Origin of the sequence: Vibrio sp. 10N.222.49.A3 (assembly GCF_041475145.1) — a bacterium.
GTDB lineage: Bacteria > Pseudomonadota > Gammaproteobacteria > Enterobacterales > Vibrionaceae > Vibrio > Vibrio tasmaniensis_A.
The window spans coordinates 1-17,518 of record NZ_JBFRVM010000040.1; the positions used below are offsets into that span (position 1 = coordinate 1).

The window sequence follows — 17,518 nt, forward strand, 5'->3', positions numbered from 1 at the left end:
AAGTGAACGGCATTACCTCATTTGAGGAGCCTTTTTTAATGAATCACCTATACCCTCTGACCAAAACAATCCCCACGGTTACCTTTTGTTTACCTCGCCTCCTTTACTGTCCTTGATAAGAAAAATGAACCACAAGGAAAGAGCATGAAATTATTCGCTTCATTACTCACGACAGTCGGTATTACTGGTGTTGTCTGGGGGCTATTACATATTCAGCCTGCGATTGCGGATGCATCGACGGAGCAGCCAATCGCTGAGTTATCAACGAACAACTCCTCAACGAAACAGTCATCAACAAGTAAGCCGCTAACAAATAAGCCCGCAACTAAAAAACCACAAGTCACTGCAAACACAACTTTTCTGCAAGGTTTGAGCAAGACGATTCCATTAGAGGATGTTCCTGAGTTATGGGTGGACTTCTATCAGAGCCTCGAAGTCAATGACGAAAAGAGCGCACAACAACAAGTCATCGTGATCTATCAAGAGATCAGCTCTGATTTCAGCGAAGCAACAATCATGATTGGCTTCCCGACTCAGCAATCAAAATCAAATAAAAACAAGTCCTTAATTAAGCTCCCAAACAAAGCCAAAGGCACGCTTCTACTAGGTAAAGGCGAACATACCGAACAGGAATTAGCACAAGCTTGGGAAGGTATCGCGATATTAAAAGAAGTGGATATGGTTATAGAACATCACCAGCTGAACCAGCATGGTTTGCCAGATTCTAGTGAGTTATACGTCTATTATAAGAACAACCAGTAAAGGATTTAGTTATGAATTTCACTATGGATAGCATTGGGGATTTTCTCTCTCAAACATTCACAGAAACGAGCATCATCCTAACCGAAACTTGGGTAGATGATAATTTTCTGCTGCTTGCTCTGGCTCTGTTTATCTTTGAGCTTATCCGCTATGCCTTTAAGAAAAAGCTCAGCTGGAATATGTTGGGAGACAGCGCGACTAACTTAGTCACTTTGTTCTTCTTGTTGGTGACCCTTTTCTTTGTCGGGTTAGCCTATGTGGGCACGTTTGTTTACGCCTACGAGAATTTCAGCCTAACTCAGCTACCGATATCTGGTTGGACAATTCTGGGTTGCTTGATCTTGGCCGATCTCGCGTACTACTGGGAACACAGATTCTTGCACAGCAACGGTTTAGCTTGGGGAACGCACTCTGTTCACCATAGCTCGCCTTACTTTAATATCTCTGTCGCTTACCGATTCGGGCCTTTGGATTGGTTCTTCCCGTTCTTCTTTTATTTGCCGTTAATCCTGCTCGGATTCAATCCGTTTGTGGTGCTGATGTGTGAAACCTTTGTGCAGCTTTATCAAACGCTATTGCACACCGAAACAGTTAAGCGCCTGCCCCGCCCTGTTGAAGCGGTGTTTAATACGCCTTCACACCACAGAGTGCATCACGCGACCAACAAGCAATATCTTGATAAGAACTATGCTGACATCTTTATCATTTGGGATCGTATGTTCGGCACCTTCGCTAAAGAAGAGGAAGAAGTCAGATACGGTGTGTTCCCGAGAATCAACTCTGTGAACCCATTTAAGGTATATTTCCACGGCTACGTTAAACTGTGCCAACAGTTATGGCATGCGCCAAATTGGAATTATCGACTACAGCTTCTTATTCAGCCGCCTATTTGGGCTTGGAAAAGAGAACGAGAAACAAAGTAAGGACACTTATGAGCATTTACGCCCTGCTGATTGAAGACGACAGCGACTTAGCAGAAGCCATTGCAGACTATATGGAACTCGACGGTTTCGAATTCGATTTTGCTTACAATGGCAGCGCAGGACTCAATCTTGCGTTAGAGGGGCGTTATGACATCATCTTAACGGACATCAACATGCCCAAAATGGACGGGCTCGATGTCTGTCAATCTCTTCGCCAACAAGGTGTCACGACACCTATCCTTATGTTAACGGCAAGGGACACATTACAAGACAAAATCGCTGGGTTCGAAGTGGGTTCGGATGACTATCTAGTGAAACCTTTTGCGATGGGAGAGCTGAAAGTACGGCTTATGGCGCTGATACGGCGCTCTCAAGGATCGGTGACGTCACTGTCTGTGGCAGATCTCAAACTGGACTTAGACAAGCACCAAGCCCTTAGAGACGGCAAGCTATTGAAGCTGTCCCCAGTCTGTTGGCGAATGCTTGTGATGTTAGTGCGAAACAGCCCTAACGTGGTGAGCAAAGCCAAGCTTGAAGAAGCATGGGAAGACGAAATGCCAAGCTCTGACAGCGTGAAAGCGCACCTGTTTAAGCTTCGACAAGTGGTTGATGCGCCCTTTGACTCAAAACTGATTCACACAGTTCATGGTATTGGTGTTGTCTTGCATGAGGAGCCATCATGAAACACGCGAACATGAATCGAGTCAGTATTAAGCGCGACATCTATCTCTATTTATTTGGAATAGTGGTGTTACTGACTGCCATCTACAGTTTGATGGTTTCACAGAGCTACCACATTGGCCTTAATGAATCGGCAAAATATGGATTCTTGTATGAATTGGAAGTCGCAGAACAACGTTACATCGAAACAGGGCAATTACCAGACTATCAAAACCCGACATTCCAAGCCTTTCTAACCTATTCGGAGCTGCCCGCTAAATTTCAACAAGCCTTTGATTGGAAAGCGTTTGATAACGACGCTATTTATGATCATTACCAGCCTTCACCTAACAATAAATCAGGGCAATACCTCTATGCCGCCAAACATCAAGTTTCTGGTAAAGACGAAGCCTTGTACATCATTTCTGAGTACGATGAAGCCATCTACTTGAATCTGTTCGAGCTCAACCCACCCGATTCCGTGAACCAAATTAACAATGCCTTCATTGCCATCGGCGCCCTTTTACTCTTGGTGTTTTTGATCATTCGCCTTTTGATACACCGAGTCACCAAACCGATTATTACGCTATCAAAATGGTCTGAATCTCTGGATGTGGACGACACTGAAGGGCTGACTCAGTTTCGGTATAAAGAGATCCATAAGTTGGCTTCGCAACTGGTTAAAAGCGTTCAAGGCGAACGACAGGCCAATGAGCGTGAGAGCTTTTTCTTAAGAGCAGCTAGCCACGAGTTAAGAACACCGATTGCCACTATTTCAGCCAGTGGCGATATGCTGGTGCGGTTGTCTGAAAGTATTCCCAACAGCGGCCAACGAGCCGTCGCACGAATCCAACGCTCAGCCACCAACATGAAAGCCTTAGTGACAACTCTGCTATGGATGAGCCGTAATAACGAGATGGAAACCAACTATGAGCAAATCAAGCTGACTCCCCTGCTCAATAACATTATCGAAAGCCAACGTTATCTTTTAAAAAACAAAGAAGTGGACATTCAAACCAAGGTTGAGCAAGAAGAACATACCCTGCCCCGTGAATTAACTGAGGTTGTGCTCACCAACTTAATCCGAAATGCATTTCAGCATGGTGGCAGCGGAGATATCAGCATCACACTGACAGAACATCAGTTTGAGGTAATCAACCGCTTGGAAGATGAAAACCTAGCAAACGACTCAGTACAGCAAACCTCTTTTGGTATCGGCCTAGAGGTCATTGATCGCGTTTGTCAGAACCAAGGTTGGCAGTTTACTCATGAAACTCACAACAATGAGTTCAACGTTAAGGTAATTCTGTAGATGCTTAATTGATGGTGACCAAAAGTTTACCCTTGCTTGGTTATGCTAATCGCACAATCTAGTTAGGAGTAATGTTATGGGCACTTGGATTCTAGAAACACTATTGTGGGCTGTGGTAACCGTGGCGGTTTGTGTCGCGATTTGGGGTCTTTACTTACCTAATATATTAATCGCATTAGGCGTGTCGGTAGCGGTATCGCTGTTACTGGGGAATAGCTGGAGAAGCTAGAATTTCGGCAAGAAGACGATGAGCAAAACGAGCTGTGCGCTGACACACCCGACAGCACCTAAGTTACTAAGTTACTAAGTTACTAAGTTAGATTGTTAGGTACTCACTGTCGGGCGCAGAATTGAATTAGCTAGTCAGCGTATCTTCGAATACACCAAGCTCGCGACCAAGCCAAGTCGCACGTACTGTATGGTCTAGAGTTTCTTCACCGCCGGTTACTGGGTGAATCAACACCGACATGTCACCGCGTTCTTTTTCAAGCCATTCCACAATGCCCGACTCTTTGTTCGCAAAGTGAATCTCAAACATCGGCATTTTATGTGGCCCAACCAAACGCTGTATTAATGGGAAAGTCTCTAACACATCTTTACGTTCCGATAGAATTTTCTGACGCAGTGTTTCTGCCTGCTCTGCAAAGCGCAGAGGGAAATAGATATGACCGTGGTACATGGCACCATCCTTTAGAATTATGATGCAAACAGTTTAACCTGCTTTCTCTAGCAAGGACAGCCAACCAATGGCAGCTGAAGTATTAAACATCATGTAGAAGACTGATCTAGCTGAAATTTCTAGAACATTGCAACAAAAACGCCACACGTAATTTAAGTGTGGCGTTTATATTTTAGCTGTAAAATGCCTTAGCAAGAATTAGCGTTAGTAAATTGAATCAACATTCAAGGGGCTGTTCTTTGGTTTATCTAGTTTTAACTGTTCAACCGCACTAAGACCTTTAGAGCTAATTCCACCACTATAAGACTTCGAGCCATCAGCATTAGTCATCGAGGTTTCTCCCACGTTCCAAGCAACAAAGAAATCACTTAAGTCATAGTTCGAAGCGTAGGAGCTACATACCATCATTAAGTCGCCACCGGTTAGCCCAGTATCTTTGGCACTACAATAGTTTTCAACCGCATCACCCTCTGTATCACCTCGAGCTTTACGGTGCATAAGTTTGAACATGTTCCAGCCTTCATCTTCACCATACACATCAGATTGGCTTGCGCCGCGTGTATACCAATCATCAATTGCAAAATTCGATTTTGCCCAGATTTTTAGCTGACCAAACATAACTAATCGTAAACCTGCATCACCATGTGACCACGCATGTTCATTATTAAGCTCTAGCCATTTAGGTGCTTTCTTAATATCCGATTTAATACGATCCATTTCAGGGTTTGCATTGCGCCCCTCTAACTCCTGCATATACAACGCAAGAAGGTTATTGGTCACTTCTGTACTACCAGCCGCTAGGAAAGGAGCTGATGCTAAGTTATGACCAACTTCATGCCACAACAACCAGTCGTTCACAGGGTTGGTTGGAATGTATGTCCGATTTGCGTTAAAGCTTGAATTCATCACTGGGTAACCAGAGTGAGCAGCACCAATCGAAATCTGCACGTCATTCACAAAACGATGGCGGAACGCCTTCAGTTCTGGATAAGTGAACCTACGGTGTAAACCCGTGCTTTGTTTCTCATCACGCCCGTAGAAGTCACTTGCAGCTTCAGCGAATCGATTCATATCTGTTGCGAATTGGTTCAAATCAGCGGATTCTAGATTCCTTATTGGTGTAGTGTAAATAAATGAACCCGTATCGATTTCTGCAATTGGTGCGTCTGCCGATTGAATAGTGTTAATCCACTGTCCCTCTTTCCACCAAGCAGCTTTTAACGCGCCCTCAATGCTAAACGAGACTTCACCAAGCTCTTTTACTTTCGGTTGAATGTAAATAAGGCCACCATATGGAACCTTGAAAGTTAAGCTCGATCCATTGTAGTCAAAGCTGGTTTGCATACGTGGAGGGCGTTTCAAACTCGTTTCGTGATTCGGCTTACCTGTAAGATCATCCGCCATCATTACAGTAATCGTTGCAGCGACACCATGACTAATCGTCACATCTTGTAGCTGAGGAGCCCATAAACCTGTCGATTGATTGTTCCCAGCCGAATACGTGACGCCCTTGCCATCTGTTTGGATAAGAACCGAACTTGACGAAGATGCACCTGAAGTTCGACCCGGATACATTGTGGTATCAACAACGATTTCATGATCCCAGAATGAGCGCCCCAACATAATGCGAGTCAGAGGTTTCTCCATGTAATTTAATGGATAGCTCGGATTCAACTGTCCCGATAACTCACCTTCGCCGTGTATCATTCCATTAGCGACTAACGACGCTTTTAGGTCAACAGGACACTGTGCTTCTAGTGTATCTGTTTGATGTAAGTCTTCGGTATAACAGTTAAGGAACTGAACAGCTTGCTTGAACCCCAACTCATCTTGTATGTCTGTTTCAAATCGGTATGCGTTGTCATTCCACATCCAAACAGACAGGTTATCAAACGCTTGATTCAATTCGCTGTTAGACAGACGCTTACCTTGAGTACCTTTCGTGCGATAGTAAATCTCGTGCTCGTAGAGCGCTGTAAAGTTAGAACCCAAGTTCGCTGCTTTCACCATACTGTCGACAATGGTTTTACTCACTTCATAGCGATCGAAATCGGCTCTATGATAAGCACCGCGAACAGTCACACCGTCTCCAGAACGAGTCTCTATACAGTTAAATTCGTATTCATACTCGTTCTTACAAAGCTCAGTGCCAACGAATGCCGACTGCAGTTCTTTGATCGCCGCTTCACGCTCTGCTACAGATTCAACAAAGATACGTGCGGATTTTGCCTCCATTACCGTTACACCAGACGCATCAAGCACTGGCTTCCCTTCAGCGTCTAACTTAGCAACCTCATAAGTCGGGATTTCAAACTTGATTTTGGATTCATCTTCAATCCACTCAACCGTACCATCTTGATTTACCGTGAACGGAGGCTCTCCTTGGTTATCTTGAAAACGCTCAAGAACCACCATTTCCTTTTCACTCTTCACGTGAAGATTTGGATACGGCGCTTGGCAGTAATAAGAGCTACCGCAGAAAGCTTGGTTTGTTGGCGTAACGTTTTCACCACCTAGAGATACACCCGCGGCGTCCGCTAAGCGTCCAATAGGTTCAGGGTTAGTCGTTTGAATCGCATCCATAAACAAGATATTGCCACCGTCATTAACATAGTTAATAAGAGCCGTAATATCGTCTTGGTTTAAGTTAGGGTTATCCAAGTCAGCAACAAACTGGTTAGTCATGCCATCTTGAACCAACTTAGGTGGGTATGCCTGAAGGATCAAAATAGGCGTGGTGCTCGCATCCAAACCATCAAAGTCACCTGAACCGCGCTTTTCTACTGATGCAAAACCATACTGAGGACTAACAAAAAACGTGTACTGCTTACCCATTGTGGAATGGTGATAAGCCGAATAAGCTTGGTCAATATTGGTGACTGCATTCATCCCAGCAATAGGCAGACCATTATTGAACCACTCAAACAAGTTCGAGAAAAACGACCTCATGCTGCCTTGGTCATCATGCAGTAGGTTTTCGAACGTCGAAACAGTGCACTGTTGTTTGTTGCTATCGATATGCAATGTTCGATTGGCCCAATAATTTTCAGGGCATGACAGAATACTTGGATATAAGCCATTACCCATGAACACGACCTTACCTTTGCCTATCTCGCCTGCTGTAACGAATGGAAAACCATAAGTCGCGTTGTCTTCAGAGACTAAAGGAATCGGCGGCATCGAGATGCTTGGGTGTTGTGCGATGTAAGGCTTGCCTTCACGAGTCCAGGCCTGTTGCTCACCAAAGTAAAGCTCACGGTTTTTATCAGTTCTTGGCATCATCACAGGGAATGCTCTGTTCGATATATTCAGAGCTCGCATACCACGGGTATAACCCGTTGCACCGTAAAAGCTACCATTATCATTGAATACATGGAATGTGGTGACGTTGTGAAAGATTTGCTGCAGAGACTCTGTTACATACTGACCAGAATCCATAGATAAAACGGCAGGTTGACGAACATAATCCATAAACTGAGGCGTTTGGCGCAGCTGCTCATCGATTACTGCCGTTAACCCTTGGCTAAACTGACCAACAAACTCATTAGGAAGTTCAAAGTCTGTACCCTCTATTAATCCCCCATTTGGCAGAGTTAGGTTAATCAGTTCATTTATAACGTTAGGGTACTTTGAAAAGGTATCTTGGACTTCTTCAGATATCTCATAATGACTTAGATGATCAACCGCGTAGCGCTCTAGTAATGACTGGATATTCGCTTTCTCTACCACATTATTGGTCACATCAGACAATTGATAAGCAATCTGATTACCCGTAATGGCGCCAAACTCAAACGTATCAATACCAAAAGCGATTCTGTCACCCCACAGGTACTCAAAGATTCCCTCTTCATCCGTCACGCCCGTCGCGTTAGCCGAAAAGAAACTGATCCCAGAAATCGGCGTACCATTAGCATCTGTAAGCTTACTGCGAGTTAACACCTTACCTTCAACACTTGGCTTATAAGCATAGGTAGACTCCGCGTCTGCAGAAACAAAACCAGCGTTAAGGTTATTGTCCGCATTAGGGTCAACCGCAGGAACAACAGTTGTGTCTACGTGTGAACTAGGAGCCTTACCTACTTCATCGGTAGATTCTTCTTCTTTCGATGAAAAGTATGCATCGACAGCATCTTGATCATCAAGTTGCGAGAACACATCCTCAATATCAAAAGCATCCAGTTCTTTTAAACAGATAGCACTTTCTGTCTCACAAACATCAATTGATTCGAGTACTTTAGTAACGTTGTCTCCGTGTAATTCTGTCAACTCAAATGCCGCGTTAAGCCCATCATTTGAAATCGTGAACTCTGTTATCTCAGGGAAAGGAGCAGTGAAATCACCTAAAGTAAGGTGACCCAAGGTACAACTAAAACTCACGCCTTGTTTAACACTGAACGTTCCGTTTTCAAGATGAACGCCGTCACAGTACACATCTCCAGACACAAAACGCCCCGCTCGACAACAGTGAACCGATGTAAGTTGTTGGGGGGATAATATCTGTAGGTGGAATAATGTCAGTCGGCGGAAGAATATCCGTTGGCGGAATGATGTCAGTTGGCGGAATGATGTCAGTCGGCGGAAGAATATCCGTTGGTGGAATGATGTCCGCTGGAGGCAATGCGTCAGGGGTGCCACCATAGGTTCGTGAATCGTCATTACATCCTGAAAGAGCCGTGGATATGATAGCCAGCGCAATTATGTTTTTTTTCATTGAGCGATGTTAATCGTAGTTTAAAATGGACCGCTATCTTATCGATTTACTCCACCTCGATGACTATTGTTTTTTGTCTTAACGATAAAAGCACCCACCAATAAGCAATTGAATTTTAAATAAAAAAACAAATTTGAGATCCTTATTCCAACTGCGAAACATTCCAGTACCTAATACAAAAAAATGCCATACCTCGTTAGAGATACAGCATTTCAATTAGCCATTAACATTAAGACCGATAGGGTATATCTGCCCAAAAACACGTTCCAAAAAAACTAAGGCTTAAGCTTTAAAACTCGATCAATGTCTTCCGCGGAATGGCGCTCTGGTACTTGCTCCCACTCTTCGCCAAATGAACGGTTCACTACTCGGCCACGCTGAAAACCTTCACGAGCTTCAAGTTGTTTCGCCCAACGAACAACATTGGTGTAAGACTCAACTTGTAGGAACTCGGCTGCATCGTAAATTTTGCCTAACACAAGGTTGCCATACCAAGGCCAAATCGCGATATCTGCAATGCTTAGCTCTTCGCCCGCCACAAAAGTGCTATTTGCAAGTTGCTTGTCTAGAACGTCTAGTTGACGCTTCGCTTCCATCGCAAAACGGTTAATTGGGTACTCTTGCTTTTCATCAGCGTAAGCGTAGAAGTGACCAAAGCCACCACCTAGGAATGGTGCTGAACCTTGAGCCCAGAACAACCAGTTAATGGTTTGTGTTCTCGCTGCCCCTTCTTTTGGTAAGAAGTGACCAAATTTTTCAGCTAAGTGCATCAAGATAGATGCCGATTCGAAAACATTTACGTCTTCAGCACCAGACTTATCAACGAGTGCTGGTATTTTGGAGTTTGGATTCACTCCAACAAAACCAGAAGAGAACTGTTCAGCTTCACCAATGTTAATCAAATACGCATCATATTCCGCTTCTTTAACACCTGCCGCTAACAACTCTTCCAGCAAGATAGTGACTTTTTGACCGTTAGGTGTACCAAGAGAATACAATTGAAAAGCATGGTCACCAACAGGAAGCTCTTTATCAAAACGAGCGCCAGATTCAGGACTATTGATATTTGCCCACTTGTTACCACCATCAGTATCGTTAACCCAAACTTTTGGCGGAGTGTATTGTTCTGACATGATATTTCCTTATTAATATAGGGTAGCTTTAACTGATATTAGGTCACACTCCCTTGGTTAAAACCCCTAAATATAATTTCTTTTCAAACTGTTAAGCATGGCTTATTCCAGAAAGAAATAACCTGCTTTATGAGATAGCACACGTAAAAGATAAGTGTCCAATCAAACCTAAGCCACATAACGGTTAGTACGAAACATGATTTAGTCACGACATGCCTACAGGTTAAAGAAAGCTGTGATAAAATCGGGGGATTACAATTGATAAGGATTTGGCAATGTCTTCTGATTACACAGGCTCGAGTGCAGCGTACGCTCGCCAAGAGAAAGGCTACCGTGAAAAAGCACTGAAACTGTACCCATGGGTTTGTGGTAAGTGCGCGCGTGAATTTGTTTACTCGAACTTAAGAGAGTTGACCGTTCACCACGTCGATCACGACCATACAAACAACCCTGAAGACGGAAGTAACTGGGAACTATTGTGCCTTTACTGTCACGATCATGAACACTCAAAATACACAGACCATGACCGTTATGGCGTTGATGCCAAGGCTCGTTTAGACGACCACCAATCAGCGACCCACAACCCTTTCGCCGATCTAGCGAAGTTGATGAAGAAGTAACACGCGTTAAGAACGCGTCTTTGCTAAATGATAGCGGCTAGATAATAGATAAATAACAAGAAACCCCAGTATGTCACCATACTGGGGTTTCTTTTATCTGCAATCATAACCAAATAATAGAGTTAAGAGAGGCCAGATCAAAAAGAGCCTTCCGAAGAAGGCTCCTTTTTAGAATTCTGAATTATACAGCGGCTTGTTTGCGAGACTCTTCTACCTGCTTAGCGCGCTTTTTAAGCGTCAACTTATCGCGGTATGCAAACCAAACGTAAGTCACTACGACCAAGAAGAATAGGTATGACAATGAGAAAATGAACGGCGATTGAATGATATCGTTTGAGATACCCCAAGAAACACCGATAACGGTCACTGCAATTTTTGCAAAAAAGCCACACATCAATAGCATTAATGCCAACTGTGGGAAACGCGTGCTACGGAATGCCAGCCAGTAACAACTACCAACTGCTAACGCCGCAATATAGAAGCCGAATAGGAAAGAGTGAATATGGTCAGCTGCCGCTACACCACCAGAAATTGACATCAATAAAATTAAAAACAGTTTCATAATACTCGCCTCACCATAGGTTGGAAACGCATCCTTTCAAATTTGGAATCTCAGTTTGCGTACTATTTTCCCATTTTTTTTGTTCAACACAACCCCTCAAGTTGAACAAAATGTAAGCAACGGTGCTAACAAAAACCCAAGTTAACAATCATTTAACATACTGTTTTTAATAAACCTCCGTTAACCCTTGTCTCATATGAATAAAGCGTCATTTCGATTTATTTTGTTACACAAAATTAACCTTGGAAAATATTTAAAATAATTCGTAACTCTGTGATATCCGCACGGGATACGTGGGCAATCTGAAATGTGTATCGAAGAATCCCTTAAAAAATAAGCCCGCCACGCTAAAAAGAACAAAATAGAAAGGTATTAAACACAACTTACAAACCAACAAAAAACAACCCATTAACAATTTTGAGTTTATTTACCGAAAATGGAAAAAGAGATTCCAATCACATTTTTATTGGTTATAATCCGCGCTCTTTTGCGTTGTCTGTTGATAAACGCAAACTAATTTTGAAGAAACAATCACAATAACCCGTCTTTAGTTAAGTGGCTCACCACTGACCAACGACAAAACTGAGAATAAAAATGAGCAAGATTGATAAAGCATCACGTATCCTGCTAGCAGGCTTCTGTATCAACCTTTGTCTTGGCATCCTGTATGCTTGGAGTGTATTTAACAAGGCGCTAGTTACTGAAGCTGGTTGGAGTGCTGCTGAAGCATCTTCACCTTACGCTATTGCAACTATCACATTCTCTGTTTGTCTTCTTGTTGCAGGCATCCTACAAGACCGTATGGGTCCACGTAAGATCCTTATTCTTGGTACAGCGCTTACTGGCCTAGGTATGATTGCTTCTGGTTTCGCTACGACTCCTATGATGCTAAACCTAACGTTTGGCGTGATGACAGGTGCTGGTATCGGCTTCGGTTACGCATGTCTTTCTCCATCAGCAATGAAATGGTTCCATTCTTCTAAGAAAGGTATGGTTAACGGTCTAATCGCTGCAGGCTTCGGTCTTGCTGCTATTTACCTAGCACCACTAACTTCTGCGCTAATCGATAGCATGGGTATCCAAACAAGCTTTATGATTCTTGGTGTTGGTGTACTTGCAATCGCAGTACCTCTAGCGGCAACGATCAACAACCCACCAGCGGATTACACGCCAGCTGAGCCTAAAGTAAAAGAAGGCCAAGCACCTAAAGCGGTTAAGAAGACTGAAGACCTAACATGGAAAGTAATGCTGAAGACTCCTCAGTTCTACTCTCTATGGATCATGTACGCATTTGCTGCTTCTGTTGGTCTTATGATCATCGGTAACATCACTACGATTGCTAGCGTTCAAGCGAACCTACCAAACGCGGTTTACCTAGCGTCTATCCTTGCTGTATTCAACTCAGGCGGTCGTGTTGCTGCAGGTATGCTTGCAGATAAAATTGGTGGCGTACGTACTCTACTTTTAGCGTTCATCCTTCAAGGTGCGAACATGGCTCTATTCGCTACGTTCAACTCTGAATTTACGCTAATCATTGGTACGGCTATCGCAGCTGTTGGTTACGGTACACTTCTAGCAGTATTCCCAACACTAACTGCGGAATTCTACGGCCTGAAAAACTACGGTACGAACTACGGCGTGCTTTACACGGCATGGGGTATCGGTGGTGCTATCGGTGCTGCGGTTGTTGGTTACTCAATGACGAATGGCGAAGGTTACGGCCTAGCTTACACAATCTCTGCTGCTATGATGGCCGTGTGTATTGTTCTAGCTATCGTGACTAAACCAATCTCAGAAGCGAAAGCAACAGAACTTAAGCAAGCAAGCGCTTAACTCAGTTCTCGATTGATTAAAAATAGAAAGAGCTTAACCTTAGGGTTAGGCTCTTTTTGTATCAAGCGACTAATCCATTGACGATAGAAACCACTCCTCAGCTCTCCCCTACTTATTATCTCGACAACTTCAATCGACTGATTGAACACGCTCAAACACTCTATCCAGATCTGCTGAGTGACGATGAATGCCGTTGGTTGTCTGAATACAAACGTCTTTCAGTCGCAAGCCAGTGTCTAATGATTCGTTTGCTTTCTCGCAAAGGCTGCTGGTTTCGAAGTGATAAGCTCGACTATGCTGAAATTCCAGATCTGAAAAACGCCCTACAAGAGCTAAACACATCGAACTTCATTGCGTTAAGCCACCCTACCGAACAACATAATCTTGTCATTAATGATCTCGAATTAGGATTACATCTACTGACTAAACCAGAACTGTTCAGCGCATTTCCATTTCTTATGAACTATAAGACAGCGAAGAAAGACGAACTCTTGGCTTTGCTCGATCACCAACCTTTTAATAAGTTCCGAAACTTGTCGTTCGATTGTATTTACGTTGTCAAATCTGAAGTTATTGATGTCTTGCTGCTACTGTTCTTTGCCAATACTTATCAAGACCTAAGCCAATTCGTTCTTAGCGATCTTGGACTCAACACCTTCGAAAACTACCCATTAAGTAAACAGCGTCGTTTCTTCACCTCTAGAGAACAGCTCAATCAACTGCTCCAGATACGTGATATTCAACGCTTGTATTCAGAAGGGGACCGCAAAGACGGTGAGTTTCTGGAGCAGATTTTAAACTCGATTCCTGAAGAATCAGAGCACAGAAGCATTGCCAGAAAACGATCGCGTTTGATCAATGATATCGCTCGCGATCTAGAAAGGCTCAACCAAAACGATCAAGCTGTCTTTTGGTTCAAACAATCCGTACTTCCCCCAAGCAGAGAACGACTTGCACGCATCTATGACAAGCAAGATGAGCTAAACTTAATGTGTGACATTGTCACGAAAATGAAAGCGAATCCATCGGATGTATCAGAGCAGGAAGTCGCTATTAAGCTTGAAAACAGGCTACTACGGAAACAGGGCCACAAAGTTTCTCGAACCATAAAACCGAGCTGCAAAGAGATAAAACTGGAATTAGACCTCAGCCAAACGCGAGTTGAACTTGCGGTGAAGCAACACTTGGAAAACCAAGGTTGGGAAGTCTACTTTTCAGAGAACAGTTTTTTATGTGGATTGTTTGGCTTAGCCTTTTGGGAAGTGATTTTCGCAGACGTTGAGGGCGCATTTATCAATCGCTACCAACATCGCCCTCTGGATCTATACCATTCAAATTTCGTAGACAAACGAGTTAAACAGATCCAGGCTGCGTTTCAAACCATATCCGAGCAAGGACTAAACCAATTGCTTGATATCTACGACCAGAAATACGGTATCGCAAATCCATTCGTTCATTGGAACCATTTCCCTCAAGCACTCATTGAGCACAGTATGGAGGCTATTCCGAACGCCTTAATCGTCGAGCTATTCAAAGTGATGCTCAGTGAGCTAAAGCTATTTAGAACTGGGATGCCGGATTTGATTGCGTTCAAGGACGATGAATTTCATTGGATTGAGGTCAAAGGGCCCGGCGATAAATTGCAAGACAACCAGTGGCGATGGATCAAAGAGTTCGAGCGATTATCTGTTCCATTCTCGGTTTGCTACGTCAATCATTAGATAGTTGCCTAGTCTCTAGTCTCTAGTCTCTAGTCTCTAGTAAATAACTTACATCAATATCTTATCTATAAAATAGTCAGAACATGAGCTTTTTCAATCATTTTCGATATAATTAGAGAAAATGCCTAATCTTTAATACGTATGAATTTGAAAAAACTCTTCATTTTAGCTTTTGTTAGCGTCTTCTCAGGTTGTGCCGTCTACGCGGGGTTGAACTTCGATCAGCTCTTTGGTGAACAACAAGTCCGAGATCGCCAAGCGCCGATTCTTTCATCTCAAGCACAGCATTTCATTGACGAAGTCAAACCTATCATTGATAGCCGCTGTGTTGTTTGCCACGCTTGTTATGATGCACCTTGCCAGCTCAAAATGTCATCAGTTGAAGGTATCGACCGAGGGGCGAGTAAGGCACTCGTTTATCAAGGCACCCGTTTAACCGCCTCAGCCCCTACCCGCCTGTTTGAAGACGCGATAACCACACAAGAGTGGCGTGATGCGGATTTTCATCCAGTGCTTAACGAACGTATGCAGAATTCAACGGCTAACCTTGATGCTGGGCTTGTTTCTCGTATGTTGATGCAAAAAGAAAACCACCCTCTTCCAGATCAAACGCAACTTGAAGGCTTCGACTTTTCAACCGATCGCGACCAACAGTGTCCGACCATTGAAGAGTACGCTCAATACGAAAGAGATTACCCGACGTGGGGAATGCCTTATGGAATGCCGAACTTAGATAAAACGGAATACGCGACTTTAATGAGCTGGTTGGAAAATGGCGCGTTAATGAACGACCATATTCCACTGAATGATGCGGAACAAGAGCTCGTTGATATCTACGAGAGCTTTCTCAATAAGAGTGACAATAAAAGCCAGCTTTCAGCACGTTATATCTATGAACATCTGTTTCTATCACACCTCTACTTCTCTGATTTAGCTCAGCCAACACGCTTCTTCACCTTGGTTCGTTCTGCGACACCTCCAGGTGAAGCGGTTCAACGCATCACGAGTCGTCGACCTTACGACGATCCAAAAGTGGATCGGGTTTATTATCGCCTGATTCCAGAGCAAGGCACCATCGTCCACAAAACACACATGCCTTTCGCATTAAATGAAGAACGCCTGAACAATTGGAACACATGGTTTGTGGATGCTCGTTACGCTGTCAAACAACTTCCTAGCTACGCGATTGACGTCGCGGCGAATCCAATGACTTCGTTTGAAGCTCTTCCGGTGAACTCGCGCTTCCATTTCATGCTGGACAATGCACAAAACACCATCATGGCCTTTATCAAGGGGCCGGTGTGTCGCGGGCAGCTCGCACTCAACGTGATCAATGATAGATTCTGGGTACTATTCATCGATCCTGATAAAGCAGATCTGCCTGAAGTTAATCAGTTTTATGCCAACCAGAAGCAAAACCTAAAGCTGCCTAGTGAACTAGAAAGCAACACTGTCCCTGTCACAAGCTGGGTGAGCTACGCGAAGCAACAAGCTCGATACCTTAACGCAAAATCAGACTTCACCAATCAATGGTTTGATAGCGGAGTAAATCTAGACACAGATATCATTTGGGATGGCAATGGCACGAACCGTAATGCCGCGCTTACTATCTTTAGACACTTTGATAGCGCTTCAGTTGTTCAAGGTTTAGTTGGCCCACAACCCAAGACAGCGTGGATTCTTGATTACGCCCTTCTAGAACGTATCCATTACCTTCTCGTTGCTGGTTTTGATGTCTACGGTAACTTCGGCCACCAACTGATTACCCGCATGTTTATGGACTTCTTGCGCCTTGAGGGTGAGAGTAACTTCTTGACCCTTCTTCCAAAAGACGTACGACACATTGAACACTCAAGTTGGTATGAAAACCAAAGCTCACAGTTGAGCGACTACTTGCAGCGTAATATTGCACCTTTTGACCAGCCAACCAACGTGATATACAAAACGACAAATCCTAAGCGTGAACTGCTTAATATGATCAAAGATAAGCTCGCGCCGATCCTCGATAATCGCTTTGATATTGTCGAAACAGGGTTCAGTCGGAAAAACGAAGCTCTGCTCAAACAAGTGAATTTGATTAAGGGAGTTGGTCTGCGTCATGTGCCTCAATTAGTGACGATCATGATTGAAAGCGAGAGCGGCGATGAGCAGCTGTTCACTATGATTCACAATAACGCTCACAGCAACATTTCAAGCCTGTTCAATGAAGAGGGTAATCGAGATTACGCCAATGACGACTTAACACTGGTACGTGGGGTTATAGGTAGCTACCCTGCCGCTTATCTGTCATTAACTGAGCGCGATATACCGACTCTGGTTAAAGCACTGCAAAGCTTGGACACAGAAAAAGATTACGTCGCGTTACTGGATAAGTTTGCAGTACGACGCAGTTCGCCTGAGTTTTGGCCATTCAGCGACCGAGTTCACCGTTGGTATCAACAAGATCAACCGATTGAGTTTGGTTTATTGGATTACAACCGTTTTGAGAATAGATAGTAAAAATAGATAGCGAGTAAACGGTATACCTTGATTCTAGCTTTTGAGCATTGACTATATTGCCTCGAGCGTCGGCTATATTGCTTGGAATGTTGGTGAGTCTTTC

12 protein-coding genes and 1 pseudogene are annotated in these 17,518 nt (G+C 43.7%); 9 read left to right on the top strand and 4 right to left on the bottom strand.

Going from position 1 to position 17,518, the window contains the following annotated elements; translation table 11 throughout:
* Positions 1 to 144 precede the first annotated feature (144 nt).
* The 5 genes from AB4589_RS08480 (at position 145) to AB4589_RS08500 (ending at position 3,886) form a co-directional block, all read left to right on the top strand.
* A complete protein-coding gene (locus tag AB4589_RS08480) occupies positions 145 to 762 on the top strand; it encodes a hypothetical protein (RefSeq protein WP_371710477.1) in 618 nt (205 codons plus the stop codon).
* An 11-nt stretch (positions 763 to 773) separates the two neighbouring features.
* A complete protein-coding gene (locus tag AB4589_RS08485; protein ID WP_372100126.1) occupies positions 774 to 1,685 on the top strand; it encodes a sterol desaturase family protein in 912 nt (303 codons plus the stop codon).
* A gap of 8 nt (positions 1,686 to 1,693) precedes the next feature.
* Positions 1,694 to 2,368 (top strand): response regulator transcription factor, encoded by a 675-nt coding sequence (locus tag AB4589_RS08490; protein ID WP_372100128.1) that lies wholly within the window; start codon positions 1,694 to 1,696, stop codon positions 2,366 to 2,368.
* On the top strand, positions 2,365 to 3,657 hold the full coding sequence (locus AB4589_RS08495) for a sensor histidine kinase (RefSeq protein ID WP_372100130.1): 1,293 nt from the start codon (positions 2,365 to 2,367) through the stop codon (positions 3,655 to 3,657). Before AB4589_RS08490 ends, AB4589_RS08495 begins: the two co-directional genes overlap by 4 nt.
* A gap of 76 nt (positions 3,658 to 3,733) precedes the next feature.
* Positions 3,734 to 3,886: a hypothetical protein gene (locus AB4589_RS08500; RefSeq protein WP_009844874.1), complete on the top strand. Its 153-nt coding sequence runs from the start codon at positions 3,734 to 3,736 to the stop codon at positions 3,884 to 3,886.
* Positions 3,887 to 4,012: 126 nt separating this feature from the next.
* Here AB4589_RS08500 and AB4589_RS08505 read toward each other — a convergent pair whose 3' ends face one another.
* From AB4589_RS08505 to yghU, 3 genes and pseudogenes are all read right to left on the bottom strand, one after another.
* A complete protein-coding gene (locus tag AB4589_RS08505; protein WP_017103393.1) occupies positions 4,013 to 4,336 on the bottom strand; it encodes a DOPA 4,5-dioxygenase family protein in 324 nt (107 codons plus the stop codon).
* Between the two features lie 204 nt (positions 4,337 to 4,540).
* A pseudogene (locus tag AB4589_RS08510) lies at positions 4,541 to 9,047 on the bottom strand (SslE/AcfD family lipoprotein zinc metalloprotease).
* A gap of 275 nt (positions 9,048 to 9,322) precedes the next feature.
* A complete protein-coding gene (gene yghU / locus AB4589_RS08515) occupies positions 9,323 to 10,180 on the bottom strand; it encodes a glutathione-dependent disulfide-bond oxidoreductase (protein WP_372100132.1) in 858 nt (285 codons plus the stop codon).
* Positions 10,181 to 10,455: 275 nt separating this feature from the next.
* On the opposite strand from yghU, the gene AB4589_RS08520 reads away from it, so the two are divergent.
* A complete protein-coding gene (locus tag AB4589_RS08520) occupies positions 10,456 to 10,800 on the top strand; it encodes a YajD family HNH nuclease (RefSeq protein ID WP_004730279.1) in 345 nt (114 codons plus the stop codon).
* A 181-nt stretch (positions 10,801 to 10,981) separates the two neighbouring features.
* Here AB4589_RS08520 and AB4589_RS08525 read toward each other — a convergent pair whose 3' ends face one another.
* On the bottom strand, positions 10,982 to 11,362 hold the full coding sequence (locus AB4589_RS08525) for a hypothetical protein (RefSeq protein WP_012600906.1): 381 nt from the start codon (positions 11,360 to 11,362) through the stop codon (positions 10,982 to 10,984).
* A 594-nt stretch (positions 11,363 to 11,956) separates the two neighbouring features.
* Between AB4589_RS08525 and AB4589_RS08530 the strand changes: the two genes are divergently transcribed.
* The 3 genes from AB4589_RS08530 to AB4589_RS08540 all read left to right on the top strand — a co-directional run bounded on the left by AB4589_RS08530 (position 11,957) and on the right by AB4589_RS08540 (position 17,412).
* On the top strand, positions 11,957 to 13,195 hold the full coding sequence (locus AB4589_RS08530) for an OFA family MFS transporter (protein WP_009844864.1): 1,239 nt from the start codon (positions 11,957 to 11,959) through the stop codon (positions 13,193 to 13,195).
* A gap of 56 nt (positions 13,196 to 13,251) precedes the next feature.
* Positions 13,252 to 14,916, top strand: a complete 1,665-nt coding sequence (locus AB4589_RS08535) for a VRR-NUC domain-containing protein (protein ID WP_009844865.1) — start codon at positions 13,252 to 13,254, stop codon at positions 14,914 to 14,916.
* A 141-nt stretch (positions 14,917 to 15,057) separates the two neighbouring features.
* Positions 15,058 to 17,412, top strand: a complete 2,355-nt coding sequence (locus tag AB4589_RS08540; protein ID WP_372100135.1) for a fatty acid cis/trans isomerase — start codon at positions 15,058 to 15,060, stop codon at positions 17,410 to 17,412.
* Positions 17,413 to 17,518 lie beyond the last annotated feature (106 nt).